This window comes from Streptomyces sp. NBC_00503 (assembly GCF_036346895.1).
Taxonomy (GTDB): domain Bacteria; phylum Actinomycetota; class Actinomycetes; order Streptomycetales; family Streptomycetaceae; genus Streptomyces.
Map to the genome: position 1 here is coordinate 6,758,261 of NZ_CP107855.1, position 26,786 is coordinate 6,785,046.

The following is a 26,786-nucleotide window of genomic DNA, read 5'->3' on the forward strand; positions in this document are numbered from 1 at the left end:
GTTTCCGGTCGGACTCCGGACGTTCCCGCTCTGACCCCGGACGTTTCCGCTCAGACCCCCGACAGGGCCGCCTGCCGCCGGAACTCGGCCACCACCGGCGAGTTCCGCAGGGCGTGCGAGATCCGTACGAGGTCGCGCGGCCCGTCGGCGGCCGGCGGGGCCCCCTCCTCGCTGGCTCCGATGACCCGTCCCTCGGGGTCGGCGCGGCGGGCCCGTACGGCCGCCGCGACCATGGCCGCGTCGGCGACGGCCCGCGCGCTCTCCTCGTCGGCGCCGCGGGACAGGGCCCGCGCGAGGGCCTCGTCCCGGTGGCGCGGGTCGAAGTACGGGCCGAGGTGCAGGAAGCCGTCGTGGATGTCCGACTCGCGCTGGATCACCCGGAGGTCGGCGGCGGACCACCAGGACATCGGGACGCTCACGGGGGCGTCCGAACCGGAGGTGCGGACCTCGTTCCAGAGCGGGCCCAGGCGCCGGTAGGTGATCCAGTGCCGCAGGCTGTCCGACACCCTCTGGCAGACGAGTGGGAGCACGAAGCCGATCGCGCTGATGTTGGCCCCGGCGGAGGCGAGGGGCGGCGCCACCGAGGTGCTCAGCCAGTCCAGGTCGTGGCCGCTCCAGCGCGCGACGACGGCGGTGATCTTGGTGGCGTCGTAGCTGAGGTTGAAGACGTACCCCACGACGATGATCATCAGGCCGGCGCGGAGCCAGCCGCGCACCTGGAGGGACCACCGCCAGCACATGGCGACCATCACGAAGGCGGCCACGTTGTGCGCTATTAGGTAGAGCGCGATGAGTTCCCGGATGAACGGGGTGTTGGCGTAGTACGTGTCGAAGTCGCGCAGCCGCTCCACCGGGGTCTCGCCGAGGGCGAAGAGCAGGGTGAGCGCGACGATCACGGCGGCATAGCCGAGGATCCAGCGGCGCGAGAAGCGCCGGGTCTGCTCGGGCGGGCCACCGCGCCAGTTGACGATCAGCACGAGGCAGGCGGCGCTGAACGCGGTGATCAGGCAGTAGACGAGCGGGGCGGTGAAATTGGGGATGCCCGTCCATCGGTTGACCGCCTCGATGGTGGGCGGGGCGGCGAAGGTGAAGATCGCGGCTGCCAGGGTGAGCAGGGCGCAGACCGATCGGAGCAGCGGGTCGCGCCAGTTGTTGCGCAGGGCCGGCAACTTGAAGGCGAGCGCCGTCCCCATGGCGGCCGCCGGTATGTAGTAATCCTGGCCGTTCAACGGTCGTTCCTGTGCCCCCGGTATCCGAGCGATGCCTCGATGCGGCCCGCCAGCTGATCACGTTGTGCCGGTGCCCGGTGGCTCGCCGATCCGGCCAGCCAGGTCCGGCACTTGCTGCCCAGCAGCAGGCCGAAGGTCTCGGCTTCGGTCTCCTCCTGGACGTCGGCGCGCGTGCGCGCGGCCACGCGCCGCACGGTCTCTTCGATGTCGGCCTCGTGCGACAGCAGCCGGGCGGCGACGGCGGCGCCGTCGACGTGGTGGCTGCAGTGGCCGGCCTTCATGTGCCACAGCTCGTGACCGAGGATCACCAGCTGGTGGTCGGGTGCGGTGCGTTCCTCGATGACCACGAGATCGCGGTCCGCCATGTCGAGCCACAGGCCGCTGGCCGTTCCCGGCGGAAACGAGGCCATCCGGAACTCGACCCGGCGGCCGCGGTGCTTGCTCATGCCCTCGCAGAGGGCGGCGTAGAGGTCCACAGGTTCCACGGGCGCGGTCAGCGTGATGCCGGCCACCAGTTCCCCGCACAACCGCCGCTGCTCTCTGCCTATGCTCACCGTTCTCCCCGTCGGCGCGGATCCGGATCAGGACTCAAGGATCAGACCCAGACTTTCGACTGGGTCAGGATTCGTTCGGTTTGACGCTTTCGAGAAGCATGTCCAGCCATTCGGTCACCTTGTCCCGGTGCTTGTCGCTGGGCAGTTGGGCGGCCCGCCAGGCGATGCCGCGTACGCCGTGGTTCTGGAGAAGTCTTGCCAGCGGATCGCCGGTCGAAGCCGGCGTGACGGGTACGGTTTCCCGGGCTCTTCCCGCGAAGTCCTGGAGCAGTTGTTGCTCGGTCCGCTGGAGCGCGTCGGTCAGGGCGTCCGAGTCGTGGGCGGTGAGGAAGCCGGCGTGCACTCCGAAGAACCGCTGGATCGCGTCACAGTGTTCCATGGTCGGCCGGCGGTCGCCGTTGATCAGGGCCCCGGCCTGCTGGCGCGACATGGCGGCGCCGTCCGCGATCTCCTGCTGCGTGTAGCGGCGGCCGTTGGGCTTGACACGGGTGCGCCGCAGCAGGTCGAGCCGCTGGAGGAACCGGGTCTGGAGATCGGGTTCGCCCGCGGGCCGGCCGTCGAGCAGGGTGCGGACCACGTCGGCGGGTACGCCGGAGGCCTCGGAGAGGCGGCGCAGGTCGAAGACCTGACTCAGGTCGCGGCCCATCTTGCCCGCGAGTTCGGCGACGCGCGTGACGGTGGCTGCCAGGTGCGCGTTGGCCACCGCGACGGGAGCCGGGAAGCCGTCTGTCACCAGTGGTTCTCCTAGATCGCGCGAGGTCGGGGTGCGGGCACGTGGGTCGGCTTCTGGAATCTATCCGCTCTCACTCCGTACGGCTAGAACGTGCCACAGCTGTGGCGGGAATGAGCTGTCAAGAGGCTGGAATTGCCACAATAGTTGACACTCCAATGAAGTCGGTAGCAGGATCGCCACACGGAAATGAAGATCCAGACCGTATTAAGAGGGGGAGCTCTCGGTGCCACATCTCGCAGCGGTGGGCCTGTCCGATGGCCTCGCCCACGCCGGTGGAGAGCGCCTGGCGGGCGAGGAATCCGCACGCGGCGCCGTGCGCTCGGAGCGGCGCAAGGAGATTTTGCGCCAGCGCCGGGAGGAACTCGGGCTGAGCCAGGAGGACTTGGCGGCGCGTCTGCGCATCAGCGTACGTGCGTACGGGAACTGGGAACGCGGCCTGGTCAAGGAGTGGACGGACCGCAAACTGCTCGCCCTGGCCGAGGCCCTGGAGATGAGCGAGCGGCAGTGCTTCTGGCTCTTCAGAGTCATGGTCGACCGGGACCCGCCGCCCACCTGGCGGGCCGCCGAGGACAACCGGCTGCCCGAGGACCCGGCCCAGCGCGACTACCTGTGCGACTACGCCGCCCTGATGGAATCGGTCCCCTACCCGAGCTTCCTGGTGGACCACCGCTGGGACGTGGCCCTCACCAACTCGGCGTTCGACCGGCTCTTCCAGTCGGTGCGCCCCCACCCGACGGCCCTGCCGGACGACAACTTCCTGCGCTTCGTGCTGTTCCACCCGGACGCCGCGGCCGTGCTGGAGGACCACGAACCGGCCTGGTGCGTACCGCTGCTGGCCCGGTTCGCGACCGCGCTGATGGCCTCCCCGGACGACGAGGGGCTGCGCAGCATCCGCCAGGAGGTGGCCCGCGACCCGTTCATGGAGGCCGCCTACCGCTACGGGGTGCCGCACTGGCTGACCACCAACGGGGTCGAGGCCGCCGAGCAGGACGGGGCGGTGCGCTCGGTGCGCCACCCGGACCCGAGCTGGGGGCTGGTGCGCTGCCGGATGGTGGCCGAATCCAGCCGGATGCTCGAGAGCATGGGGCTGACCCGGATGACACTGATCCTCTCGGCGCCGCAGGGCCTGCCGACGGGTCCGGTCCGGGGCTCCGCGGGTGTGACCGCGCATCAGGCGCCGCGGCTGCGGGCCGTTCCCTCGCCGGTGGACTGACCGGCGGGAGACACTGGTGCCACGAAACGTGGCACTGCGAAAGGCGGTAAGGGCGTGCGGCTGACGATCCTCGGCGGGGGCGGCTTCCGGGTACCGCTCGTGTACGGAGCCCTGCTCGGCGACCACGCCGAAGGCAGGGTGTCGCACGTGACCCTCTACGACGAGGACTCCGGCCGGCTTGGCGCCATGGCGCGGGTCCTCGCCGACCAGGCGGCCGCCTCCGGGGCCGCCGACCCCCCGGCCGTCACGGCCACCACCGATCTCGACGAGGCCCTGCGCGGAGCCGACTTCGTGTTTTCGGCCATTCGCGTCGGCGGGCTCGAAGGGCGGGCCGCGGACGAGCGGATCGCGCTGGCCGAAGGGGTGCTGGGCCAGGAGACGGTGGGCGCGGGCGGGATCGCGTACGGCCTGCGGACGGTACCGGTGGCCCGTGGGATCGCGCGCAGGGTGGCCCGCATCGCCCCCGACGCCTGGGTCATCAACTTCACCAACCCGGCCGGGGTGGTCACCGAGGCCATGGCCGAGGAGCTCGGTGACCGGGTGATCGGGATCTGCGACTCGCCGGTCGGGCTCGGGCGGCGCATCGCCCGGCTGCTCGGCGCCCGGCCCGAGGAGGCCTGGATCGACTACGTCGGCCTCAACCACCTGGGCTGGGTGCGCGGGCTGCGGATCGGCGGGCGCGACGAGCTGCCGCGGCTGCTGGCCGACACCGGGGCGCTGGAGTCCTTCGAGGAGGGCCGGCTGTTCGGGGCCGAGTGGCTGCGCTCGCTCGGGGCGATCCCCAACGAGTACCTGCACTACTACTACTTCAACCGTGACACGGTACGGGCCTACCAGGAGGTCAAGCAGACGCGCGGCGCGTTCCTGCGCGACCAGCAGCGCGGGTTCTACGCCGATGCGGGGCGGCCGGATCTGGCCGCCGGGGCGGCGCTGAGCGCCTGGGACCGGACCCGGGCCGAGCGCGAAGCCACGTACATGGCCGAGAACCGCGAGGTCGCGGGGGTCGGCGAGCGCGACGAGAGCGACCTGGAGTCCGGCGGCTACGAGAAGGTGGCCCTGGCCCTGATGCGGGCCATCGCCCGGGACGAGCGCGCCACCCTGATCCTCAATGTCCGAAACCGTGGCACGCTCGCGGCGCTCGACGCGGAGGCGGTCATCGAAGTGCCCTGCCTGGTCGACGCCAACGGGGCGCATCCGGTGGCCGTCGATCCGCTGCCGCTGCACGCGGTGGGGCTGGTGACCTCGGTCAAGGCCGTGGAGCGGGAGGTCCTGGAGGCCGCGGCGAGCGGATCGAGGGCCGCGGCGGTCAAGGCCTTCGCGCTGCACCCGCTGGTGGACTCGGTCGGGGTGGCCCGGCGGCTGATGGACGGGTACGGGGCGGAGCACCGGGGGCTGGGGTACCTGCGCTGACGGGGCGCCGGTGGAACTGCGCGCCCGGCCGGTGCACCTGAGCCGGTGGACCTGCACGCCCGGCCCGTGGACCTGAGCCGGTGGACCCGGCTCGTACACGTGGCCCCGTACACCCGTACGGGTCAACGCCGCATGCGGCCGGGCGGGCGCGCTGTGAGAGTGCGAGATGTGACCACTGCCTCCGCCGTACCCGCCACCGCACCCCCCGTGCTCGACCGGCGGAGGCGCAACGTCGTCTTCGGCACGATCATGCTGGGAGTGCTGCTGGCCGCGCTCGACCAGACGATCGTGGGAACCGCGCTGCCCACGATCGTGGCGGACCTCGGCGGCGGGGACCACATGTCGTGGGTCGTGACGTCCTACCTGCTCACGGAGACGGTCGCGACGGTCCTCGTCGGCAAGTTCGGCGACCTCTTCGGCCGGAAACTGATCTTCCAGCTCTCCGCCATCGTCTTCATCACCGGATCGTTCCTGTGCGGCCTGGCGAGCAACATGACCCTGCTCATCGTGTGGCGGGGCGTCCAGGGCATCGGCGCCGGCGGACTGATGGTCACCTCCATGGCGCTCATCGCCGACGTGGTCCCGCTGCGCGAACGCGGCAAGTACCAGGGCGCGATCGGCGCCGTCTTCGGCGTCGCCACGGTGATCGGGCCGCTGCTCGGCGGACTCTTCACCGACCATCTGACCTGGCGCTGGGCCTTCTACGTCAACGTCCCGATCGCGATCCTGGTGGTCGCGGCGGCCGCCAGGACGATCCCCTCGGTGCGGGCCGTGGGGAAGCCGGTCATCGACTACCTGGGCATCGCGATGGTCGCGATCGGCGCGAGCGCGCTGATCCTGGCCACGAGCCTGGGCGGGAACGAGTACGCCTGGACCTCGCCGTTGATCATGGGGCTCTTCGCGGGCGGCGTCGTGGCACTGGTGCTGTTCTGCCTGGTGGAGAGCCGGGCCGAGCAGCCGATGCTGCCGATGCGGCTCTTCCGCAACCCCGTCTTCGCGGTCTGCTCGGTCCTCAGCTTCGTCGTCGGCTTCGCGATGCTCGGCGCGATGACCTTCCTGCCGACGTACCTGCAGTACGTGGACGGGGACTCGGCCACCGTCTCGGGCGTACGGACCCTGCCGCTGGTCATCGGCCTGCTGATCGCCTCGGTCTTCAGCGGCAACGTCACGAGCAAGACCGGCCAGTACCGGATCTTCCCGATCGTGGGCTGCGCCGTCATGGGGCTCGGGCTCTACCTGCTGTCCCTGATGGGCCCGCAGACCAACGCCTGGCTGGAATCGCTCTACATGTTCGTGCTCGGCGTGGGCATCGGCCTGTGCATGCAGGTGCTGACCATCGCCGTGCAGAACACCGTGGACTATGTTGACCTCGGCACCGCCACCTCGGGCGTCACCTTCTTCCGTACCCTCGGCAGCGCCTTCGGGACCGCCGTCTTCGGCACGATCTACGCCAACACCCTCAAGCCCGCGCTGACCACGGCGGTCACGGAGGCCGCACGCACCACCGGGCAGGATCCACAGGCCCTGGCCAAGGCGGCGCAGAGCCCGCAGGGCGTGCACGGGCTCGATCAGGCGGCGGCCGGACCGGTCATCGGCGCGTACGCGGACACCCTGCAGACGGTGTTCCTGTGGACCGTGCCGGTGGCGCTGGTCGGCTTCGTCGTCGCGCTCTTCCTCAAGCAGGTCAAGCTGCGCGACAGCGCCCGGGCCGGTTCCACGGACATGGGCGACGGCTTCGGCTCGCCGGCCACCGCCTCCGGGGACTCGTCGAAGCTGCTGGAGCTCGCGGTCGGCAAGCTGGTGAGGGGCATGGGGGCGGAGACGGCGCGCGGGATCGTGGACGCCTCGGACACGCGGCTGGACATGGCGGGGGCGTGGGCGGTCATGCAGGTGGACCTGATGACCCGTACGGTCGGCCACGCGAGCCTCGGATTCATGGCGTCGCGCCGCCACCTGCCCCCGGAAGTGCTGCTCCCGGTCTTCGAACGGATGGTGGAGGAGGGCTACCTGACGCGGCAGAACGGCTTCTACGCGCACACGCCGGCAGGTGAGCGCGAGGCGGGAGTGATCTCGGCCGCGTGGGCGCAGTGGCTGGGCGACCAGCTGGAGAAGGACCGCGGACGGCCGCGCAGCGCGGAACTGCGGGCGGCGGCGGACGCGATCGCCAAGCGGCTGCTGGCGGAGGACCTGGGCGACGGCAACTTCGCGCCGCGCGCGATGGCGGGGCGACCGTAGGGGCGCGGCCCTTCGGGCGTCGGGATGGCCGGGCGGGTGGCCGCGTGGGTGGCCGCGCGGGTGGCCGCGCGGGTGGGCCGGCCTTCGGATAGGACAACTGTGCGGGTTTCGGACAGGCCCTGCCCGTGCAGGCTTCCGGCGGTCTGATCGTCGTACGTTCATCGGCTCAGGGGGGCGCAATGGCACATGTGCTGGTTGTCGGCGGGGGAGTCGGAGGGCTGGCCACCGCGCTGCTCGCGGCACGCCACGGACATACCGCCGAGCTCTTCGAACGCGATACGAGGGCCCCCGGCACCGCGCTCGACCGGGACTTCTTCGGCTGGCGCAGGCCGACCGTACCGCAGGCCAACCAGCCGCACGCGCTGCTCGGTGCTGCACGCAACGTGCTGCGCGAGGAACTGCCCGACGTGCACGCCGAGATGCTCCGGCTGGGCGCGCGCGAGCGGCACGAGCTGGACTGGTTCGAGGTGCGACCTCCCGCCCGGCCCGGCGACGAGGACCTCGTGATGCTCCAGGCCCGGCGCATCGTCCTGGAGAGCGCGCTGGCCACGGCCCTGAGAGCCGAACCGGGAGTGGTCTGCCGGTACGGGGAGCCGGTGAGCGGGCTGATCGCGGCGGGGGAGAAGGGCGGCGGGAGCCGGGCCGCCCGGGGCGGGGGTTGCGGAGTGCGCGTGACGGGGGTGTCCACGCAGGAAGGAACGTACGCGGGGGATCTCGTCGTGGACGCGGGCGGACGGCGCGCCGGAGCCGAACGCTGGCTGGCGGCCATCGGCTGCCGCCCCGGCACCGTGGAGCGGCACCGCACCGGCCTCGCCTACTTCTGCCGCTGGTACCGGCTGCCCGAGGGCCGCGAGGAAGGGCCGCGGCGGCCCTGGGCGGTGACCGGCGGCAGCTTCGCCGGCTGCGCCGTCTTCCCGGCCGACAACCGGGTGTTCGCCGTGACCCTGTTCGTGCACACGGCCGACGCCACGCGCTCCGCGCTGCGCGACCCCGCCGTCTTCGAGGCCGCCGCACGCTCCTTCCCGCCCGGTGCGGCCTGGCTGGGACTGGGCGCCGAACCGCTGTCGGACGTACTGGCCACGGCGGGGCTCGACAACCGCTGGAGCGCCCTCGTCGACGAGCGGGGGCCGGTGGTGACCGGACTCGTGCCCGTCGGCGACGCCGTCACCCACACCAACCCGACGCTCGGCCAGGGCACCTCGCTCACCCTGTGGGCCGCGCACCGGGTGGCTCGTACGGCACACCAGGACCCGGGATCGGAGCAGTTCGCGGCCGAGTACCACGGGTGGGCGGTGCGCACCCTCAAGCCGTGGTTCGACTTCCAGGTCGTCGCGGACGGGGCCATCGGGGAACGGTTCGCGACCCGGGCCGCCCGGGCGGGGACGGCCCGGGACGTGGCGGCACTGTTCGACTGCGCGCTGGAGGATCCGGAGGTGATGCGGGCACGGGCCAGGGTCCGGCACCTGGCCGACCCGCCCGAGCGGGCCTACGCGGACCCGGAGATCCGGGCGCGGGTGGCGCGCTGGCTGTCGGAGCACCCCGACTACGTCCCCCACGAGGCCGGCCCGAGCCGGCCGGAGTGGGAGAAACTGACGACCGGCTGAGCGACGGCGACCGCGCCGTGGCTGCCCGGCCCAGACCCGCCCCGGCTCAGCCGGCGGCGGGCCGAGGGGGCTGCGTGGGCTGCGTGGGCCGAGTGGGCCCGAGCACCTCGGAGAGGTCGTAGCCGACGACCTCCTCCAACTGGGCGTACGTACAGCTCGCGGGCGCCCGGTCGGGCCGCATCCGGCGGAACTGCGCGGTGTGCCGGAACCGGTCGCCCTCCATGTGGTCGTACGCGACCTCGCAGACCCACTCGGGGCGCAGCGGTACCCAGGACAGGTCCTTCTTGCCCGTCCAGCGGCTCTGCGCCCCGGGGAGTCGGGCGCTCTCGTGGGCGGCCTCCTCGGCCCAGGCGGCCCATGGGTGGCCCTCGGGATCGGGCATTCGCAGTGGTGCGAGTTCGTCGATCAGTTCGGCGCGGCGCTTCATGGGGAAGGCGGCGCAGACGCCCACGTGCTGGAGGACTCCGTGGGCGTCGTACAGGCCCAGGAGCAGCGATCCGACAATCGGACCGCTCTTGTGGAAACGGAATCCTGCGATGACGACGTCGGCCGTACGCTCGTGCTTGATCTTGAACATGAGGCGGGCATCGGGCCGGTAGGGAAGATCGAGGGGTTTCGCGACGACCCCGTCGAGCCCGGCGCCCTCGAATCGCTCGAACCACTCCTGCGCGAGCGCGGGGTCGGTGGTCGCGGGCGCGAGATGCACGGGGGGACGGGAAGTGGAGAGCATCCGGGTCAGGGCGGTACGACGGTCGGCGAGCGGGGTGTCGAGCAGGGCCTCGTCGCCGAGCGCGAGCAGATCGAAGGCGACGAAGGCGGCCGGAGTCGTCTCGGCGAGCATCTTCACCCGGGAGGCGGCGGGATGGATCCGCTCGCTGAGCCGGTCGAAATCGAGCCGCCCGCCGTGGATGAGGACGATCTCGCCGTCGACGACGCAGCGGTCGGGCAGATTGGCCTTGAGCGCTCCCACCAGCTCGGGAAAGTACCTGGTCAGGCTCTTCCCGGTGCGGCTGCCGATCTCGATCTCGTCACCGTCGCGGTGGACGATCGCGCGGAAGCCGTCCCACTTGGCCTCGTACTGCATGCCCGGCGGGATCTTGGCCACGGACTTGGCCAGCATCGGCTTCACGGGCGGCATCACCGGCAGATCCATGCCTCCGATTCTGCGGTGGTACGCCCGGGCCCGCTCGGTGTGCGGGCCCGGGCGGGCCCGCCTACCGTGGCGGACATGGGTGCTGCGGGCAATGCGATCGAGCTGGAGGCGGGTGGCCGGGCGGTCCGGCTGTCCAGCCCGGACAAGGTGTACTTCCCCGAGCGCGGCCTCACCAAGAGGGACGTGGCCTCCTATTACCTCGCCGTCGCGGACGGCATCACGCGCGCCCTGCGCAACCGGCCCACCACCCTGGAGCGGTACCCGGACGGGGTGGAGGGCGAGTCCTTCTTCCAGAAGCGGGCCCCGAAGAACCTGCCCGACTGGATCCCGACCGCCCACATCGCCTTCCCCAGCGGGCGCACCGCCGACGAGATCTGCCCGACCGAGCCGGCCGCCGTCCTGTGGGCCGCCAATCTGGGCTGCCTCACCTTCCACCCCTGGCCGGTGCGCCGGGACGACACGGACCGTCCCGACGAACTGCGCATCGACCTGGACCCGCAGCCGGGCACCGACTACCACCACGCGGTGGCGGTCGCGCACGAACTGCGCGCGCTGCTGGAAGAGCTGGGGCTGCGCGGCTGGCCCAAGACCTCGGGCGGGCGAGGCCTGCACGTCTTCGTTCCGATCGAGCCGCGCTGGACCTTCACCGAGGTCCGCAGGTGCGCGATCGCGATCGGCCGCGATCTGGAGCGCCGGATGCCGGGGAAGGTCACCACCGCATGGTGGAAGGAGGAGCGAGGAGAGCGGATCTTCGTCGACTACAACCAGACGGCGCGCGACCGCACCATCGCCTCGGCCTACTCCATCCGGCCGCACCCGCACGCCCCCGTCTCGGCACCGCTGCGCTGGGACGAAGTGGACGCGGCGGAGCCGCGCGACTTCGATATCGTGACGATGCCGGCGCGCTTCGCGGAACTGGGCGATCTGCACGCGGACATGGACGACCACGCCTTCTCCCTGGAGGCGGCCCTGGAACTGGCCGACCGCCACGAACACGACCACGGCCTGGGCGACATGCCGTACCCCCCGGACTACCCGAAGATGCCGGGCGAACCGAAGCGGGTCCAGCCGAGCCGCGCGAAGCACGAGGACTGACCCGTCCCCCACCTGCGAACGCCTCGGCATCCGCACGCCGATGCTCCGGTCGGCGGGAGGGGATGTCCCCTCCGTCAGGTCAGGACGACGCACCCCCGCCGTTCCAGCTCGCCGAGGAGCGGCAGGGAGGGGTCGACCTCGTTCCAACGCAGGTCCAGCTTCTCCAGCGACGGCATCTCGGCGAGCCAGCCGGGCAGTCGGCCGAGGCGGTTGCTCCGCAGGTCGACATGGCGCAGCCGCGGGAGGGCCGCCAATGCCTCCGGCACTCCGGCCAGGGAGTTCTCGCGCAGGTCCAGGTGGCGCAGTTCGTGCAGCGCGGCGGCGGACGACGGCAAGTGCTCGATCGCGTTGCCCCGAAGCCACAGCTCACGCAGGCTCCGGAGCCGGCCGATGGCACCGGGCAGGGCGGTGAGCCGGTTGTGCTGCGCCGCGGCTGACAATCGCAACCACGTGGAGTCGCCCGGGGTGGCCGTGACCAAAAAAGAACACGAACGGTCGTGCTAATATCTGGGCAGTTCCTTGACGTCTTGACCTCGCCATTTTTGTGGCCACTCTGAGGAGATCCGGAGAACCGGGCATGCATCCCATGGCTTCACTCCTGAGCACCACCCTCAACATCACTGCCCGGGTAGCCCCGGGCCCGGTCGGGCGGGTGGCGTTCGCGCTGTTCGTGCGGCCGCTCGGACGGCCGCGGGTGCGGGCCGGCGAAGCGGAGGTCATGGCTCGGGCCGTGACCGGGCGGATCGTCGTGGACGGGATACCCGTCACCACCTACCGCTGGGGTGAGGGCGGGCGGCCCGTCCTCGTCGTGCACGGCTGGACCTCGCGCGCCTCGCGGTTCACCGGCTTCGTCGAGGCCCTGCGCGCGCAGGGCCGGACCGTCGTGTCCTTCGACGCCCCCGGCCACGGCGAGTCCGGAGGCCGGGCCACCACGATCCTGCGGCAGCGCGAGATCATCCGGCAACTGCACGCGCAGTACGGGGACTTCTCGGCCGTCGTGGCCCACTCCTTCGGGGTGGTCGCCACCTTCTTCGCCCTGCGGGACGGGATCCGGGCCGACCGGATCGTGGGCATCGGGGGCGTGGCCGACTTCGACTACCTCGCGACGCAGTTCCGCGCCAACCTGGGGGTGAACCAGGCCGTCGAGGACGCGCTGAGGCGCCATGTCCAGCGCCGCCTCTTCCCCGCCGAGCCCGATGTCTGGCCCCGCTTCGACGCATGCCGCCACCCCGAGGAGATCCCCTCGGACATCCTGCTCGTGCACGACGTCGACGACGACACCGTGGCACCCTCGCAGTCCCGCGCCCTCGCGGCGGCCTACGGGGAGCGGGCCCGTCTGATCGAGACCCAAGGGCTCGGCCACCGGCGGATCCTGGCCGATCCGGACATCATCGCTGCCGCCGCCGGTTTCCTCGCGGAGGAGGCGGTCCGCACCCCCGCGCCGGCCCCGACCGAGACCGCGACTTCGGCGGGCGCCCGATGACCGCCACCCGGCCCGATGCCGACAGCACTCCCGCTCCCGCTCCCGCTCCTGCTCCCGCTCCCGCTTCTGTTCATGCGCCGGGGGCCGGGCGGATTCTGGGGCTGGCCTCCGCCGTCACCTTCCTCGCCTTTCTCGACGCCACCGTCGTCAACGTCGCCTTCCCCGATCTGCGCCACGCCTTTCCCCAGGTGCCGCTGGCCCGTCTGACCTGGGTCGTCAGTGCCTACGCCGTGCTGTTCGCCGCTCTGCTCGCCGCAGCGGGCCGGCTCGCGGACACCCTGGGCCGGCGCGTGCTGTTCATCGGCTCCGCACTCGCCTTCACCCTCACCTCGCTCGCCGCGAGCGCCGCCCCCAGCGCCGATCTGCTCGTCCTGGCCCGCGCCTTCCAGGGGGCTGCCGCCGCCGGGATGATTCCGGCCGCGCTGGGCCTCGTACTCGCCCACACCCCGCCCGCCCGGCGGGCCGCGGCCCTCGGAGCCTGGTCGGCGGCCGGTGGTCTCGCGGCCGCCGTCGGGCCCAGCATCGGCGGACTGCTCGTCGAGTGGTGGGACTGGCGCGCGATCTTCCTCGTCAACGTGCCGCTGGGCCTCGCGCTCTGCTGGGCCGCCGCCCGGGTGATCCCCAAGGAGCCGCGTACCGGCCACCGCCTGCCCGACCCCATCGGTACGGTCGCACTCGCCCTCGGCATCGGGGGAGTGGTCGCCGGGCTGTCCCAGGGCGCGGAGTGGGGCTGGACCGACCCGAAGGTGCTCGTCCTCGTCGTCGGCGGCGCCCTGGCCAGCGGTCTCGCGCTGCGCCGCTCGCGCAGCCATCCGGCCCCGGCCGTGGACCGGGACCTGTGGCGGGACCCGCTCTTCGCCCGCGCCAACATCGGCGCCGTGCTCTTCGGCGCCGCCATGTACGCATGGCTGCTGACCGGCCCGTCCTACCTCATCGGCCGCTGGAACTACTCGGTCCTGCAGGCCGGGTTCGGCGTCACCCCCGGCGCGGTGTTCGCCATGGTCGGCGCGCTCGTCGTCGGCCGCCGGGTCCCCGCCCGGCTCCAGTGGGCGGCCGTCACCGTCGGATCGCTGCTCTTCGCCGCCAACGCCCTGCTGCTGTGGGGCTGGGTCGAGGACTCGTCCTCGTACGCCCAGATCTTCCTGCCGGCCGGACTGCTCGGCGGACTCGGCATCGGAGTGGTCGTGACCGCGCTCTCCACGGCCGCCTCGGCAGGCCTTCCGCCGGGGCGTTTCGCGGCCGGCACCGGTCTGTTGATGACGGCCCGGCAGCTGGGCGGCGCGCTCGGCGTCGCCGCCACCGCGGCCCTGCTCACCGGAGCGGGTACGGGTACGGGGGCGGGCGCCGGGGACCACTGGCGCGGAGTCTTCCTGCTCACCGCACTGACCGCGCTGGGCGCGGCCCTCGCGGGCTGCTGGATGCGCGTCAGCGGCCCGAATCGGCAGGGGGGCTGACGGCGGGGGCGCTCACGGCGAGAACGTCGGCGGCGAGAACGTCGGCGGCGAGAACGTCGGCCGCGGGAGCGCCGGCGCCGAAGAGCGGGAAATCGATGGCCGGCGGCCGTTCCGGGAGTTCCTCCGGGGCGGCCGTCGCCGCGCGCAGCCGGGCGAGGATGCCGCGGCTGGCCCGCCCGTAGCCCACGGCGTCCTCGTGCAGTACGGAGTGCGCGTTGGCCAGTTCCATCAGGGCGATGATCTCGAAGGCGAGCTGCTGCACGTCCGTGACATCGGCCGGCTCGCGGAACCCGCCCGCCAGCCGGGCCTCGTCCAGCAACCCCTCCACGTAGCGCGTCCAGTCGTCGCGGTTCTTGGCGACCTCGTCGCGGACGTGCCCGGGGCGCGAGTCGAACTCGGCGGAGGCGGAGTAGAAGAAGCAGCCGCCGGGGAAGACCCGGCGCCCGGAGTAGTCCAGCCAGCTCTCGCACAGGTGCCACACCTTGGCGATCCCGACGGGTTCGTCCCGTACCGGCCGGACGACCTGTTCGACGAAGACGGCCCTGGCGGCCCGCACGGTGGCGAGCTGCAGGTCTTCTTTGGAGCCGAAGAGGGCGAAGACGCCGCTCTTGCTGAGCCCCAGATCCGTGGCGATCCGGCCCAGGGAGAGGCCTTCCAGGCCGTCCGTCGAGGCGAGGCTCATCGTCCGGTCCAGGACGGTTCGCCGCGTCTGGTTTCCGCGCTCCACGCGTCCGTCTGCCATGTCCCCATCGTACCGAACTCGTCGCACGCACGGTCGTTCACTCTGTGGGGCGGCTGGTGTCGGAGGCCGCCGCGTGAACGGGTGTTGATCAGTCGTTGATCGGACGTCCATCGCGGCCGACCAGGCTCTGCGGCATGTCGATGAACAACGCCGCCACCCTCGCCGCCCCCGCCTGGTACGAGCTCGCCCTGTGCGCTCAGACGGGGCCCGGGTTCTTCTTCCCGGAGCCCGGCTCCTCGCTGCGCGATGCGAAGCGGCTCTGCGGGGCGTGCGAGGGGCGCCAGGCCTGCCTCGAGTACGCCCTGTCCAACGACGAGCGCTTCGGCGTCTGGGGCGGCCTCTCGGAATCAGAGCGCCAGGCCCTGCGCCCGCTCCGTCCCTGATCGCCTCCGCCGCCCGCCGTGGCGGGACGCGAAACCCCGGCAGAGCGGTGCTCTGCCGGGGTTTCGCGTCAGCTATGACTGTGGTCTACGGCTGTGGTCTGCGGCTGGTGCCGTCAGGCCTTGCGGGCCGCGATGCGCGCCGCACGGGCGGCCAGGCGCTCGTCGAACTTGCGGGCCTCGGAGTCCAGGCCGTTCATGAAGAGCCCCAGCTCCTCCTGGGCCTTCTGGCCCTCCGGGCCGAGACCGTCGATGTCCATGATCTTCAGGAAGCGGATCACGGGGCTCAGCACGTCGTCGTGGTGGATCCGCAGGTTGTAGACCCCGCCGATCGCCATCTGCGCGGCCATCCGCTCGAACCCGGGCATCCCGTGTCCGGGCATCCGGAAGTCGACCACGACGTCCCGTACGGCCTGCATCGTCAGGTCCGGGGCGAGCTCGAAGGCCGCGCCCAGCAGGTTGCGGTAGAAGATCATGTGCAGGTTCTCGTCCTGCGCGATACGGGCCAGCATGCGGTCGCAGACCGGGTCACCGGACTGGTGGCCGGTGTTGCGGTGCGAGATGCGGGTCGCGAGCTCCTGGAAGGCCACGTACGCCACGGAGTGGAGCATCGAGTGGCGGTTGTCGGACTCGAAGCCCTCCGACATGTGCTGCATCCGGAATGCTTCGAGCTTGTCCGGGTCCACGGCGCGCGAGGCCAGCAGGTAGTCGCGCATCACGATGCCGTGGCGACCCTCTTCGGCGGTCCAGCGGTGCACCCAGGTGCCCCACGCGCCGTTGCGGCCGAAAAGGGACGCGATCTCGTGGTGGTAGCTGGGGAGGTTGTCCTCCGTCAGCAGGTTCACGACGAGCGCGATCTTGCCGATCTCGGTGACCTTGGACTGCTGCGGATCCCAGGCTTCGCCGTCCTCGAAGAAGCCGGGGAAATTGCGGCCGTCGCTCCACGGGACGTACTCGTGGGGCATCCAGTCCTTGGTGACCTTCAGATGGCGGTTGAGTTCCTGCTCGACCACCTCTTCCAGCGCGAACAGCAGCTTGGCGTCGGTCCACGCCTCCGAGCTGCCGAGGTGGGGAGAGGTGATCGTCACGGGTACTCCTGAGTGCAAAGCGAATTACCTACGGTTCCGTAGCCTACGGAGTCGTAGGTTAAGCGCGACATCAAGGCCAGCCAAGCCCCACCCAGGCATATGTCCGGTTACATCCCGTTATCTGTGCAGTTTAAAAGGGCTCAGAGGGGGTTTCGGAGGGCCCAAAGTCACGCAAGGAGGTGGTCCGCGGCTCCCGCCTTGACGGCGGAGATGAGTGCGCGGAGGGCGTCGATCGAGTCGGTGACGTACGCGGCGGACTCCGTGGTGCCGATGTAGGCCTTCCCCTCGGCGTCGAGCCCGAAGCGGAAACAGTTCGCTCCTTCGCTGCAGAAGGCCTCGCCCCACGCGATGGCGGACGCCGCCGGGGTGGCCGCCGGCGCCGTCGCCGGAGTGGTCAGGGGTGTGGTGGTCGCGCTCATGTCGTTCTCTCGTCTCCTCGTCGGATCCGGTCAGGTGGTCAGTCAGCCGGGCAGCCGGTCAGAGGGCCTGTGCGATGGCGTGGATGAAATCGCGGGACTCGGAGGCCGGCAGCGCCAGCGACCGCAGCCGCTCCAGCAGCCCGCGGTAGCGGAGCAGCTTCATCTGCGAATCCAGCAACATCGAGCCGTGCGAGCTGTCGAGCTGCACGGTGTCCAGCTCGCCGATCACGGCCGCGGCGTATGTGAAGGACTGGCCGGCGCCAGGGAACCCGCCGGCCGTGAACGGAATCACGCGCACGGTCGTACGCGCCCGCTCCGACTGCTTCAATATGTGCTCGAGCTGGGCCCGGGCCACCTTGGGGCCGCCGAACTGCATCCGCAGCGCGGCCTCGTGCACGACCGCCTCGTAGAGCGGCGGCGCCTCGCGCGCGAACACCCGCTGGCGCTGCATCCGCAGCGCCAGTCGCGCCTGCAGATCAGGCTCCGGCAGCGGCGGGTCGGCGGTGTCGAAGACGGCCCGCGCGTGTGCCTCGGTCTGCAGCAGCCCGGGTATGTGCGTGGTCACGGCGGTGTGCAACTCGACCGAGTGGTGCTCGAGTTCGCAGATGTCCAGGAGCGCGGGCGGCAGCATCCCCCGGTGCTGTTCCCACCACCCCTTGTCCCGTTCCTGCGCCATCGAGGCCAGCAGGTCGACCAGCCCGGTGTCGGGGCAGTCGTAGTTGAACGCGAGGGTGCGGACACGCTCGGCACTGATGCCGATCCGGCCGGATTCGATGTTCGGGATCCGGGTGCGGTCCACACCCAGGAGCGCGGCGGCCTGCTGCACCGTCGTGCCCGACTGCTCGCGGAGTCTTCGCAGCTCGGAGCCCAGGCGCTGCTGTCGCGCGGTCGGCGTACTCCTCGGTGGCACGGGTCCCCTCTCCTCCGGTCGGGGGCATGCGGAAAGACCCCATGAATCCGGAAATGCCATGAGAAAACATCAAGTCGTCATACAAGTAGTAGCACTGTGCACCCCGTTGCGCTACGGTCGGTAGCGCAAGTCTCACACGGGGCGACCTCGAGGCCTTGTATGACCACACGGCTGTGACCACACGGCTTTGATCACGGGGCGTACGACCAGACGACCCCTGATCGGGCCGCGGGCCTCAGGCCCCACGCATTCAGAACCTTGGAGCAGCACGATGACGGGCACTCTCCGCGGCCTGCGGTCGGTCCACGAGTTCCGGCAGGTCCCGCCCGAGGCGGAGAAACTGAGCTACTCCATAGGCCTGCCCGGCGGCGCCTACTGCGCGGGCAGCGCCCGGGGCGCCGTACGGTCCCTGCTCACCCGGCACGGGCTGCCCGACCTGTGCGACACGGCGGCGCTCGCCGTCTCCGAACTCGTCACCTGCGCCCACCGGTTCACACCGGACAAGGAGATGACGCTCAAGGTGCGCTGGCAGTTCGACGCGCTCCGGCTCGTCGTCTACGACCAGCACCCGGCGCACTCCTCGCCCGCGGCGAGCGAGGAGTGCAGGCGGCGGCGCAGCCGCGGGATGTGGCTGCTCTCGGCGGTCGTCGAGGCGTGCGGCGGGGACTGGGGCCTGACCCCCGTCCTCACCGCCATGGGGGGCACCAAGTCCTGGGCCTTACTCCCGCTTCCGCTGCCGAACCCGCGTTAGACCGTGGACCGTCACATGTGCCACAGGGACTCCCGCACCTCCTCGGCCGTGGTCGGCCGCATCCGCCCGACGCCGGATCCGTCTCCGCTTCCGTCTCCGTCTCCGTCTCCGTCGAGCAGCAGCCACCGCGTGATGCCGATCGACTCCAGGAAGGGCACGTCGTGGCTGGCCACCAGGAGCGCGCCCTCGTAGGAATCCAGCGCGTCCGTCAACTGCCGGGCGCTCGCCAGGTCCAGGTTGTTCGTCGGCTCGTCCAGCATCAGCAGTTGCGGAGCGGGCTCCGCGAGCAGCAGCGCCGCCAGGGTGGCCCGGAACCGCTCGCCGCCCGACAGTGTGCCGGCCGCCCGGTCCGCTCGCGCGCCCCGGAACAGGAAGTGCGCGAGCCGGGCCCGGATCAGGTTGTTCGTGGCGTGCGGGGCGAAGCGCGCCACGTTCTCCACGACCGAGCGGTCGTCGTCCAGGACGTCGAGCCGTTGCGGCAGGAACCGCGTGGGCACGTGCGTCTTCGACTCGCCGGACAGCGGGGCAAGTTCCCCCGCGATCGTCCGCAGCAGGGTCGTCTTGCCGGAGCCGTTGCGGCCCACCAGCGCGATCCGTTCCGGACCGCGCAGCTCCCACTCGCCCGCCACCCCGGCTCCGTGGACCGGGCGCAGCCCGCTGAGGGTGAGGACGCGGCGGCCCGGCGGGACCCGGGTGGCGGGGAGTTCGATCCGGATCTCGGCGTCGTCCCGTACCGCCTCGACCGCGTGGTCGAGCCGCTCCTTGGCCTGCGCCAGCTTCTCGGCGTGCATGATGCGGTGCTTGCCGGCCGACTCCTGCGCCGCGCGCTTGCGGGCGCCCATGACGATCTTCGGCTCGCGCTTGTTGTCGTTCATCTTCTGCCCGTACCGCTTGCGACGGGCCAATTTGAGCTGTGCGTCGGACAGTTCGCGCTTCTGGCGCTGTACGTCGGCCTCGGCCACCCGGACCAGCCGCTCGGCCGACTCCTGCTCGGCCGCGAGCATCTCCTCGTACTCCGTGAAGTTGCCGCCGTACCAGCGCACTTCGCCGTCCCGGAGGTCGGCGATCTGATCGACCCGCTCCAGCAGCTCCCGGTCGTGACTGACCAGGACCAGTACCCCGGACCAGGATTCGACCGCGGCGTACAGCCTTCGGCGCGCCCGCAGGTCGAGGTTGTTGGTCGGCTCGTCCAGCAGCAGGACGTCCGGTCGGGCCAGCAGTAGGGCGGCCAGGCGCAGCAACACGCCTTCGCCGCCGGACAGTTCGCCGACCGTGCGGTCGAGCCCGATCCGTCCGAGCCCGAGCTGGTCGAGGGTGGCCAGGGCCCTTTCCTCCACGTCCCAGTCGTCCGCGACGGCCGCGAAGTTCGCCTCCGTGGCCTCGCCCGCCTCGATGGCGTGCAGGGCGGCCCGGGTGGTGTGGATCCCGAGAGCCTCGTCCACCCGTAGGGCGGTGTCGAGGGTGACGGTCTGCGGGAGGTAGCCGACCGTCCCGGAGGTGGTCAACTGGCCTTCGGAGACGGTCAGTTCTCCGGAGATGAGCTTGAGGAGGGTGGATTTCCCGCAGCCGTTGAGCCCGATCAGGCCGGTGCGGCCGGGTCCGACCGTCAGCTGGAAGCCTTCGAAGACGGGGGTTCCGTCGGGCCAGGCGAAGAAGAGGTCGGAGCAGGTGATGAAAGAGGGAGCAGGACTCATGGAGGCCTCCAGGTTGCGTGAATGGTGAGTGCAACTCGGGGAGACAGCCGGCCGTGGGCGATGGCCTGACGGTGGTCGGTGTCTCGGACCTCAGAAGAGCAACGTCCTGCTCCGTTTCGACGGCGATGGGGCGTCTACGAAGCTACGGGCGGCCGGAACCGCCCGCAAACGAATTAGGTGAGCGGGGTCATCGGGTCGTGGGTCAGCAGGAGTCGCGCATCAGCTCGGCCAGGCTCTGGTCCATGTCCAGATACAGGTGTTCCAGGCCGGGTGGCACGACCGTCGAGACCCGCTCCAGGAACCGGTGCAGGTCGGCCGTCACCATCAGCACGATCGCGACGCCCTCGGGAGCGTGGAACTCCACGGTGGTCCGGTCGGCGTCGTACGGGCGCACACGTACGTCACCGCAGCCGGCCGGGCGGTCGAGTCCGGCCTCCAGCAGCTCGCGCGAGAAGGTCCACGAGACCTCTACGCCCTCCAGGGTGGCGGGCGCGGGGAAGGCCATGCGGACGGCGAAGGGGTCGGCCCGGTCGTAGCAGAACGTGACCGGTACGGTGTCGACCTTCGGCGCGGTGGCGACCAGTCGGGCCTGCACGGCCTGCTCGATGACAGTGATCAAGGCTCGCTCCCTTGCGGCAGATCTCTTGTCGGGTCGTGGGTGGGACCCGGCAACGGGATAGACGCCGGAAATGGCGAATCAGTGCACGCGAGGTTGCGTGAGCTGTGTCACCGAATGGCCTGATCCTTTCTGTGTGATCGCACAGGGTGATGGGGGCGTCGGGTCCTCAGCCCTGCCCGCAGGGGCCGGAGTGGTCGCAGTAAGGCTGGTTCCCGCTCACTCCACAGGCGCAAAGCATCACCCGGGTCTCCGGGTGCACTGCTCCGTCCGGGGTGGTCACGGCCAGCTCCCCGCGCAGCACCAGCTGCCCCGCGCCGGACCGTACGACGCTGGTCGGCCGGTCGGGCTCCTCGGCCGGCCCTTCGGCCAGCCGGTACTGGAGCGCTCCCGAAGGGCAGCGCCGGATCACCTCGGCCACCCGCTCGGGCTCGTCCCCGTCGGGCCGCACCCAGGGGCGCTGCGCCGGATCGAAGACGGCGGGCAGTCCGCGGGCGCACTCGGCGGCGTGCAGACACCGGTGGGCGTCGTAACTGACGGTGACGCGCTCACCCTCGTAGACCTTGGGGCGGGCCTGCGGGGCGGGGCGGGATCCGGGCTCCTCGGAAGGCATGGGACAAGCCTAGTGCTGTGACCGGAAAGGTTCACCGGGTCGCGGCGCCCGGCACGGCACCTCGCCGCGTTGTCGGACCACGCAAGTACGTCCAGTACGAGACGTGGCCCTCCGCCTTGCGATGCACCGCACCGGACACCGCAACCCGGCAAACCTTTCCGGCCACAGCACTAGGCAGCCGAGGGTGAGGGTGCATGCGTAGCGGCGGGCCGTGGGTCAGTGCCCGGTGCGGTAGCGCCCGGGGGTGGTTCCGAACTCCCTGTTGAAGGCGTGCGAGAGGGCGTACGGGGTGCCGTAGCCGACCCGGTGGGCGATCGTGGCCAGCGAGTCCGGGGTGTCGCGGAGCAGGGCGGCGGCGTAGGTCAGGCGCCACCAGGTGAGGTACGCCATCGGGGACCGGCCCACGAGGGTCGCGAACCGGCGCGCCAGGGTCGGACGGGAGACGCCCGCCTCGGCGGCCAGGAGGTCATTGGTCCACGGGGCGGCCGGGTCCGAGTGGAGGGCCCGCAGGGCGGCGGCGGTCACCGGGTCGCCGAGCACGGCCGGCCATGCCCCGGCCGGAGCGCCGCCGGCCGCGCCCTCGGTCATCCACGAGCGGATCATGTAGACGAGGAGCAGGTCGAGCAGGCTCGGGACCGCGATGCAGGCGCCGGGCCGCTGCCCGTCCAGCTCGCGCCCCAACAGGTCGATGGCGGAGCGGAGTTCGAGGTTGGCGCCGACCCGGTTTGGCAGGTGGACGACCTCCGGGAGTTCCTGCATGAGCGGGTGCGCGTGACTCCGGTCGAGCCGGTACTTGCCGCACAGCATCTCCACCTCGCGGGGTCCGGCCGGGGTCCGGGGCGGCGGCCCTGCGGCGGCCCAGCGCTCGAAGGGCACCGCCTGCTCCACGGTCGCCGCGTCGGCGGGGGAGTCGGCGATCACGTGTCCCGCCCCGTGCGGCAGGAGCACCGCGTCGCCGGGGCCCAGGGTGATCGGCGTACCGCCGTCCGGCAGCAGCCAGCAGCTGCCCTCCATCACCACGTGGAAGCCCGCGCCCTCGTACGGGGCGAACCGCGCGCACCAGCTTCCGTCGACCCGCACCCGGTTGGAGGAGGGCCGTCCGATGCGTACGGCGGAGATCGCGTCGCTCACCACATCCATGGCGTCAGGATATCTGCGGTGTCAACGATGAGAGCTCCGCGTATTCAGATGAGCCGAACAGGCATTGATCCGCTCAGACTGCGCTCCTATGGTTGAGGCATGAGCAGCGAGAGCAAGCAGAGCATCGTCCTGGGTGATGTCGAGATCAGCAGGGTCGTGGAGTGGCACGGGGCCTTCACCCCCGCCCGTGACCTCGTACCGGACTCGACGGCCCGGACCTGGAAGGACAACGAGGACTGGCTGGCGCCGGACCACTGGGAACCCGACACCGGCAGGGCGGTGCTCACGCTCCAGACCTGGGTGCTGCGCAGCGGCGGGCGGACCGTCCTGGTGGACACCGGGGTGGGCAACGGCCGCGAGCGGCCCGGATCGCCCCTGTTCCACCACCGGCAGGGAGACTTCCTCGGCAGCCTGGCCCGCGCCGGTGTCCGGCCCGAGGACGTGGACGTCGTCGTCAACACCCACATCCACGGTGACCACGTCGGCTGGAACACCGTCAGCGCCGGGGCGGAGGGCCAGGAGTGGGTGCCGGCCTTCCCCAACGCCCAGTACCTCATCCCGGCCGCGGACGACTTCCACTTCGGTCCCCGCAACGCGTACGGGAACGGCCTTCGCGAGGACGACCGGCTGATCTACGAGGACAGCATCGCCCCCGTCCACCGGGCCGGGCAGGCCGTGCTGTGGGAGGGCGCCCACCGGATCGACGAACACCTCACCCTGGAAGCCGCTCCCGGCCACACCCCCGGATCGTCCGTGCTGCGGCTCACCTCCGGCGGCGACCGTGCGGTCTTCGTCGGCGACCTCCTGCACAGCCCGGTGCAGATCCTGGACCCCGCCTGCAACAGCTGCTTCTGCACGGACGAGCGGGCGGCGGCGTCGAGCCGCCGACGCATTCTCGAACGCGCCGCGGACGAGGGCGAATTGGTCGTTCCGGCGCACTTCGGCGGCTCGGGAGCCGTGGAAGTCCGCCGGAACGGCGACGGGTTCTCGCTGGGCCGGTGGGCGGGTGAGTGAGGACGGCGGTGGCCGTCCCCTGTCGGCCTCTGCCCGGCCCCTGCCGGAGTCGGCAGGGGCCCGGCCTCAGACCGCCGGGTTCTCCCGGACCGTCGACAGGTCCGCCGAGGTCTTCGTCGCGATGAATTCCGTGATGCGGTAGGTGCAGACGCCCGCCAGCAGGAAGGGGTCCTGGGAGGCGATCTTCTCGATCTCCGCGCGGGAGACCCCGCCGGCCAGGATCATTCCGCCGTCGCGCGGGACCTTGCGGCCCGACGCGAGGAAGATGCCCGCCGCGTAGTAGCCGTCCAGCCAGGCGATGTGCGCGTCCATCTCCTCTTCGACGGCTTCGACGGGCGCGGTGTAGGTGAGCTCCATGACGAACATGATCGTCAGGCTACTCTCGCACCACTATGACGAGTGCGAAGACCCCCGCCGACGAGGCCGAGGCCAAGGCGATACAAGACGAACTCCGCGGACGGGTGGTGCTCACCGGGACCGGGCCGCCGCCCGGCACCGGGCTGATCGCGGGAGTGGACGTCGCCTACGACGACGAGCGCGACCTGGTCGCCGCCGCGGCCGTGGTCCTGGACGGAGCCACCCTCGAAGTCGTGGAGGAATCCACCTCCGTGGGCCGCGTCAGCTTCCCCTACGTGCCCGGACTGCTCGCCTTCCGCGAACTGCCGACCGTGCTCGCCGCCCTGGACGCGCTGACCGTCACGCCCGGCCTCGTCGTCTGCGACGGATACGGACTCGCCCACCCGCGCCGCTTCGGCCTCGCCTGCCACCTCGGCGTGGTGACGGGGCTGCCGGCCATCGGCGTCGCGAAGAACCCGTTCACCTTCACCTACGGGGAGCCGGGCGCCCAGCGCGGCGAGTGGTCCCCGCTGCGCGCGGCCGAGGGCGATGTCGTCGGGCGGGCGCTGCGGACCCAGGACGGCATCAAGCCCGTCTACGTCTCGGTCGGGCACCGGGTGTCCCTGGACAACGCCTGCGCGCACGCCCTCGCGCTCAGCCCCCGCTTCCGCATCCCCGAGACCACCCGGCACGCCGACTCGCTGTGCCGGCGCGCCCTGCGAGAAGCCACCGCCTAGGCCGTCTCTTCCGGATCTTGCCGGGCCCGCGCCGTCCGGCACCGCACCTCGCCGCGCTGCCGGGGCAACCGAGTACGTCCAGTACACGGGAGCCCCGGCAGCGCAGCCAGGCACGGCACCGGACGACGCGGGCTCGACCGACAAGATCCGGAAGAGACGGCCTGGACCTGCCCTCACCCGCTGGACGCGACCCGGAAGCGGATGCCCGCCTTCTGGAGCCGGTCCAGCAGGGCGTCGCCCATGGCCACCGCGGTGGTCAGCTGGCCCGAGAGCTCGGGCAGGGCGTCGTAGGCCAGGCAGAGCGCCGACTCCGCCAGCATCTTCGCGGTCTCCCCGTACCCCGGGTCGCCGCCCGAGACCTCGGTGAAGACCCGGCGGCCGCCGCCCTCGCCCACGAACCGCACGGTGAACCAGCTGCGCGCCCGCCGCTCCGCGTCCGGGCCCTGGCCGGGCTCCCACCGGTCCGCGAGCCACTGCCGCACCGGCGGGATCTGCGCCAGCGCGACGGTCGCGCCGACCGCCGCCGTACCGCCCACGGCCACGGGCAGGTGGCGGACGGAGGCGTAGTGCCGGTAGCGGAAGTCGGGGCCGTAGCGCTCCAGCGAGGCCGCCGAGCGGGCCACGACCTGCGGGTCCAGCGTGGGCAGCGGCAGGGCCCACGCCCCGGTCTCCCGGCTGAAGCGCGGTGCGCCCACGGGCCCCCGTACCCGTCGGCCCAGCAGCCGGGGCTCGTGCAGCCGGCGGGCGCGGGCGGCCGCCAGGTTCTGCGGCCCGCGGCCCATCGCGGTGAGCAGCGTGGTCAGGGTGCCGCCCGAGAAGAGGGCGTTGGAGCGCAGGAACCCGTCCACGGTCAGCGGGACCCCGGTCGGGAGGTGTCCGACGGTGAAGTACGCCCCGAGGTCGGCCGGGATCGAGTCGAAGCCGCAGGCGTGGACGATCCGGGCGCCGGTCTCGCGGGCCCGCGCGTCGTGCTCGACGTACATCCGGTCCACGAACTCGGGCTCACCGGTGAGGTCGGCGTAGTCGGTGCCCGCCGCCGCGCAGGCGGCCACGAGCTCGGCCCCGTACCAGACGTACGGTCCCACGGTCGTGGCCAGCACCCTGGTGGAGGCGGCCAGTTCGCGCAGCGCTCCGGCGTCCTGGGCGTCCGCGCGCAGCAGCGGCAGGTCCGCGCAGCGCGGATCGAGGGCGGTCAGCCGCTCGCGCAGCCGCTCCAGTTTGGCCAGGTCGCGGCCCGCGAGGGCCCACCGGCAGTCGGCGGGGGCGTGCACGGCGAGGTACTCGGCCGTCAGCGCGCCTACGAACCCGGTCGCGCCGAAGAGGACGACGTCGTACTCCCGTGCCTCGGTGCGCGGCTCGTGTCGAACACTTGCGTTCATCGGGCGTCTCCCGGGCGGTGTCGGTGTCGGTGGTGGCTGAGGCTAGCGCCCGCGACCGCCGTCCGTGCGGGCGGGTGGCGCGAGCCGCGGTGAACGGGCCGCGCCCCGGGGCTGCTTGGGGGCCGGTCCCGGGGCCGGTCCCGGGCGTGGGCCCGGTCGCGGCGCGGTGGTCCGGCCGATGGCGGCGCGGCGGATTCGGCGTGAACCCGTCCGTCCGCGCGAGCGGGTGCGGCCCCCGATGAGCCGTGGTACGACGTGGGGTGCGGCCCGTTGCGCGTGGTGAGCGGTGAGTGGTGAGCGGCGAGTGGTCAATGGAGGCGTCGATGAAGGCAGCGGTGCGCAAGTGGGAGGCGGTCCGGGAGTTCGCCCGGGGGCTGCCGGAGGCCGGTGAGGAGTTTCCCTGGGGCCCCGAGGACTGCGTCGTGAAGGTCAACAAGAAGATCTTCGTCTTCCTCGGAAACGCGGACGGCCCGCGGCCGCCCGGAATCTCCGTGAAACTCAAGGACGAGGCGCTGCACGGCCACGCCATGACCGCGCCCGGAGCGGAGCCGACCGGGTACGGGCTGGGCAGGGCGGGCTGGGTCAGCGTGCCGCTGGGGGACAAGGGGTCGCCCTCCGCCGAGGTGCTCTGCGAGTGGGTGGAGGAGAGCTACCGGACGGTCGCCCTCAAGCGGCACCTGAAGGAGCTCGACGCGCGAAACGGGCCAACCGGCTAAGCGCTTGCTCTTGTGCTGAGTGGAACAGGTTCCTAGCATCACTGGTGTTACATCAGTTGTGTCACACAGTGGCCGCAGTGGCGCCACC

At 71.7% G+C, this 26,786-nt stretch carries 25 protein-coding genes and 2 pseudogenes; 12 read left to right on the forward strand and 15 right to left on the reverse strand.

Going from position 1 to position 26,786, the window contains the following annotated elements; translation table 11 throughout:
• Positions 1-50 precede the first annotated feature (50 nt).
• The 3 genes from OG490_RS30775 to OG490_RS30785 all read right to left on the reverse strand — a co-directional run bounded on the left by OG490_RS30775 (position 51) and on the right by OG490_RS30785 (position 2,516).
• Entirely contained in the window at positions 51-1,229 is a 1,179-nt protein-coding gene (locus OG490_RS30775; RefSeq protein ID WP_330299530.1) for an MAB_1171c family putative transporter, read from the reverse strand.
• A complete protein-coding gene (locus OG490_RS30780) occupies positions 1,226-1,783 on the reverse strand; it encodes a toxin-antitoxin system, toxin component (RefSeq protein WP_330299531.1) in 558 nt (185 codons plus the stop codon). The genes OG490_RS30775 and OG490_RS30780 overlap by 4 nt, the downstream gene beginning before the upstream one ends.
• A gap of 64 nt (positions 1,784-1,847) precedes the next feature.
• Positions 1,848-2,516, reverse strand: a complete 669-nt coding sequence (locus tag OG490_RS30785; RefSeq protein WP_330299532.1) for a helix-turn-helix domain-containing protein — start codon at positions 2,514-2,516, stop codon at positions 1,848-1,850.
• A 223-nt stretch (positions 2,517-2,739) separates the two neighbouring features.
• On the opposite strand from OG490_RS30785, the gene OG490_RS30790 reads away from it, so the two are divergent.
• From OG490_RS30790 to OG490_RS30805, 4 genes are all read left to right on the forward strand, one after another.
• Entirely contained in the window at positions 2,740-3,729 is a 990-nt protein-coding gene (locus OG490_RS30790) for a helix-turn-helix domain-containing protein (RefSeq protein ID WP_330299533.1), read from the forward strand.
• A 54-nt stretch (positions 3,730-3,783) separates the two neighbouring features.
• Entirely contained in the window at positions 3,784-5,139 is a 1,356-nt protein-coding gene (locus OG490_RS30795) for a 6-phospho-beta-glucosidase (RefSeq protein WP_330299534.1), read from the forward strand.
• A 132-nt stretch (positions 5,140-5,271) separates the two neighbouring features.
• Positions 5,272-7,374 (forward strand): MDR family MFS transporter, encoded by a 2,103-nt coding sequence (locus OG490_RS30800; RefSeq protein ID WP_330301134.1) that lies wholly within the window; start codon positions 5,272-5,274, stop codon positions 7,372-7,374.
• A gap of 179 nt (positions 7,375-7,553) precedes the next feature.
• Positions 7,554-8,978 (forward strand): NAD(P)/FAD-dependent oxidoreductase, encoded by a 1,425-nt coding sequence (locus tag OG490_RS30805; protein WP_330299535.1) that lies wholly within the window; start codon positions 7,554-7,556, stop codon positions 8,976-8,978.
• 46 nt (positions 8,979-9,024) lie between these two features.
• On the opposite strand, the gene OG490_RS30810 is transcribed toward OG490_RS30805, so the two are convergent.
• Entirely contained in the window at positions 9,025-10,131 is a 1,107-nt protein-coding gene (locus OG490_RS30810) for an ATP-dependent DNA ligase (RefSeq protein ID WP_330299536.1), read from the reverse strand.
• 75 nt (positions 10,132-10,206) lie between these two features.
• On the opposite strand from OG490_RS30810, the gene ligD reads away from it, so the two are divergent.
• On the forward strand, positions 10,207-11,226 hold the full coding sequence (ligD, locus tag OG490_RS30815; protein WP_330299537.1) for a non-homologous end-joining DNA ligase: 1,020 nt from the start codon (positions 10,207-10,209) through the stop codon (positions 11,224-11,226).
• A gap of 74 nt (positions 11,227-11,300) precedes the next feature.
• Here ligD and OG490_RS30820 read toward each other — a convergent pair.
• Positions 11,301-11,654 (reverse strand): annotated as a pseudogene (locus OG490_RS30820) (leucine-rich repeat domain-containing protein); the annotation flags it as partial.
• Positions 11,655-11,812: 158 nt separating this feature from the next.
• Between OG490_RS30820 and OG490_RS30825 the strand changes: the two are divergent.
• Complete coding sequence (locus tag OG490_RS30825; protein WP_330299538.1) at positions 11,813-12,709, forward strand: alpha/beta hydrolase; 897 nt, start codon at positions 11,813-11,815, stop codon at positions 12,707-12,709.
• Positions 12,706-14,163, forward strand: a complete 1,458-nt coding sequence (locus OG490_RS30830) for an MFS transporter (RefSeq protein ID WP_330299539.1) — start codon at positions 12,706-12,708, stop codon at positions 14,161-14,163. Before OG490_RS30825 ends, OG490_RS30830 begins: the two co-directional genes overlap by 4 nt.
• A 106-nt stretch (positions 14,164-14,269) precedes the next feature.
• Here OG490_RS30830 and OG490_RS30835 read toward each other — a convergent pair.
• Positions 14,270-14,905 (reverse strand): annotated as a pseudogene (locus OG490_RS30835) (TetR/AcrR family transcriptional regulator); the annotation flags it as partial.
• A 134-nt stretch (positions 14,906-15,039) separates the two neighbouring features.
• Between OG490_RS30835 and OG490_RS30840 the strand changes: the two are divergent.
• The gene (locus OG490_RS30840) at positions 15,040-15,288 is read left to right on the forward strand and encodes a WhiB family transcriptional regulator (protein WP_330299540.1); all 249 of its coding nucleotides are present in this window, start codon (positions 15,040-15,042) and stop codon (positions 15,286-15,288) included.
• 113 nt (positions 15,289-15,401) lie between these two features.
• Here OG490_RS30840 and OG490_RS30845 read toward each other — a convergent pair whose 3' ends face one another.
• The 3 genes from OG490_RS30845 to OG490_RS30855 form a co-directional block, all read right to left on the reverse strand.
• Positions 15,402-16,373 carry an acyl-ACP desaturase gene (locus OG490_RS30845; protein WP_330299541.1) on the reverse strand — a complete coding sequence of 324 codons (972 nt, stop codon included), beginning with the start codon at positions 16,371-16,373 and terminating at the stop codon, positions 15,402-15,404.
• Positions 16,374-16,540: 167 nt separating this feature from the next.
• Positions 16,541-16,792 (reverse strand): hypothetical protein, encoded by a 252-nt coding sequence (locus OG490_RS30850; protein WP_330299542.1) that lies wholly within the window; start codon positions 16,790-16,792, stop codon positions 16,541-16,543.
• A gap of 58 nt (positions 16,793-16,850) precedes the next feature.
• Complete coding sequence (locus tag OG490_RS30855; protein WP_330299543.1) at positions 16,851-17,702, reverse strand: helix-turn-helix domain-containing protein; 852 nt, start codon at positions 17,700-17,702, stop codon at positions 16,851-16,853.
• 271 nt (positions 17,703-17,973) lie between these two features.
• On the opposite strand from OG490_RS30855, the gene OG490_RS30860 reads away from it, so the two are divergent.
• Entirely contained in the window at positions 17,974-18,453 is a 480-nt protein-coding gene (locus OG490_RS30860) for an ATP-binding protein (RefSeq protein WP_330299544.1), read from the forward strand.
• Positions 18,454-18,464: 11 nt separating this feature from the next.
• Here the strand turns inward: OG490_RS30860 and OG490_RS30865 are convergent, their stop codons facing one another.
• From OG490_RS30865 to OG490_RS30880, 4 genes are all read right to left on the reverse strand, one after another.
• On the reverse strand, positions 18,465-20,147 hold the full coding sequence (locus OG490_RS30865; protein ID WP_330299545.1) for an ABC-F family ATP-binding cassette domain-containing protein: 1,683 nt from the start codon (positions 20,145-20,147) through the stop codon (positions 18,465-18,467).
• Between the two features lie 202 nt (positions 20,148-20,349).
• The gene (locus tag OG490_RS30870; protein ID WP_330299546.1) at positions 20,350-20,766 is read right to left on the reverse strand and encodes an SsgA family sporulation/cell division regulator; all 417 of its coding nucleotides are present in this window, start codon (positions 20,764-20,766) and stop codon (positions 20,350-20,352) included.
• 166 nt (positions 20,767-20,932) lie between these two features.
• Positions 20,933-21,376, reverse strand: coding sequence for a (4Fe-4S)-binding protein (locus OG490_RS30875; protein WP_330299547.1), 444 nt, complete (start codon positions 21,374-21,376; stop codon positions 20,933-20,935).
• A gap of 216 nt (positions 21,377-21,592) precedes the next feature.
• On the reverse strand, positions 21,593-22,516 hold the full coding sequence (locus OG490_RS30880; protein ID WP_330299548.1) for an AraC family transcriptional regulator: 924 nt from the start codon (positions 22,514-22,516) through the stop codon (positions 21,593-21,595).
• Between the two features lie 99 nt (positions 22,517-22,615).
• Here OG490_RS30880 and OG490_RS30885 point away from each other — a divergent pair, with 99 nt between their 5' ends.
• On the forward strand, positions 22,616-23,530 hold the full coding sequence (locus OG490_RS30885; protein ID WP_330299549.1) for an MBL fold metallo-hydrolase: 915 nt from the start codon (positions 22,616-22,618) through the stop codon (positions 23,528-23,530).
• Between the two features lie 66 nt (positions 23,531-23,596).
• Here the strand turns inward: OG490_RS30885 and OG490_RS30890 are convergent, their stop codons facing one another.
• Entirely contained in the window at positions 23,597-23,896 is a 300-nt protein-coding gene (locus OG490_RS30890) for a YciI family protein (RefSeq protein WP_330299550.1), read from the reverse strand.
• A 26-nt stretch (positions 23,897-23,922) separates the two neighbouring features.
• On the opposite strand from OG490_RS30890, the gene OG490_RS30895 reads away from it, so the two are divergent.
• Positions 23,923-24,603: an endonuclease V gene (locus tag OG490_RS30895; protein ID WP_330299551.1), complete on the forward strand. Its 681-nt coding sequence runs from the start codon at positions 23,923-23,925 to the stop codon at positions 24,601-24,603.
• A gap of 173 nt (positions 24,604-24,776) precedes the next feature.
• Here the strand turns inward: OG490_RS30895 and OG490_RS30900 are convergent, their stop codons facing one another.
• Positions 24,777-25,982: a saccharopine dehydrogenase family protein gene (locus OG490_RS30900; RefSeq protein WP_330299552.1), complete on the reverse strand. Its 1,206-nt coding sequence runs from the start codon at positions 25,980-25,982 to the stop codon at positions 24,777-24,779.
• Between the two features lie 311 nt (positions 25,983-26,293).
• Here OG490_RS30900 and OG490_RS30905 point away from each other — a divergent pair, with 311 nt between their 5' ends.
• Entirely contained in the window at positions 26,294-26,698 is a 405-nt protein-coding gene (locus OG490_RS30905) for an MmcQ/YjbR family DNA-binding protein (RefSeq protein WP_330301135.1), read from the forward strand.
• The last annotated feature ends 88 nt before the right edge of the window (positions 26,699-26,786 follow it).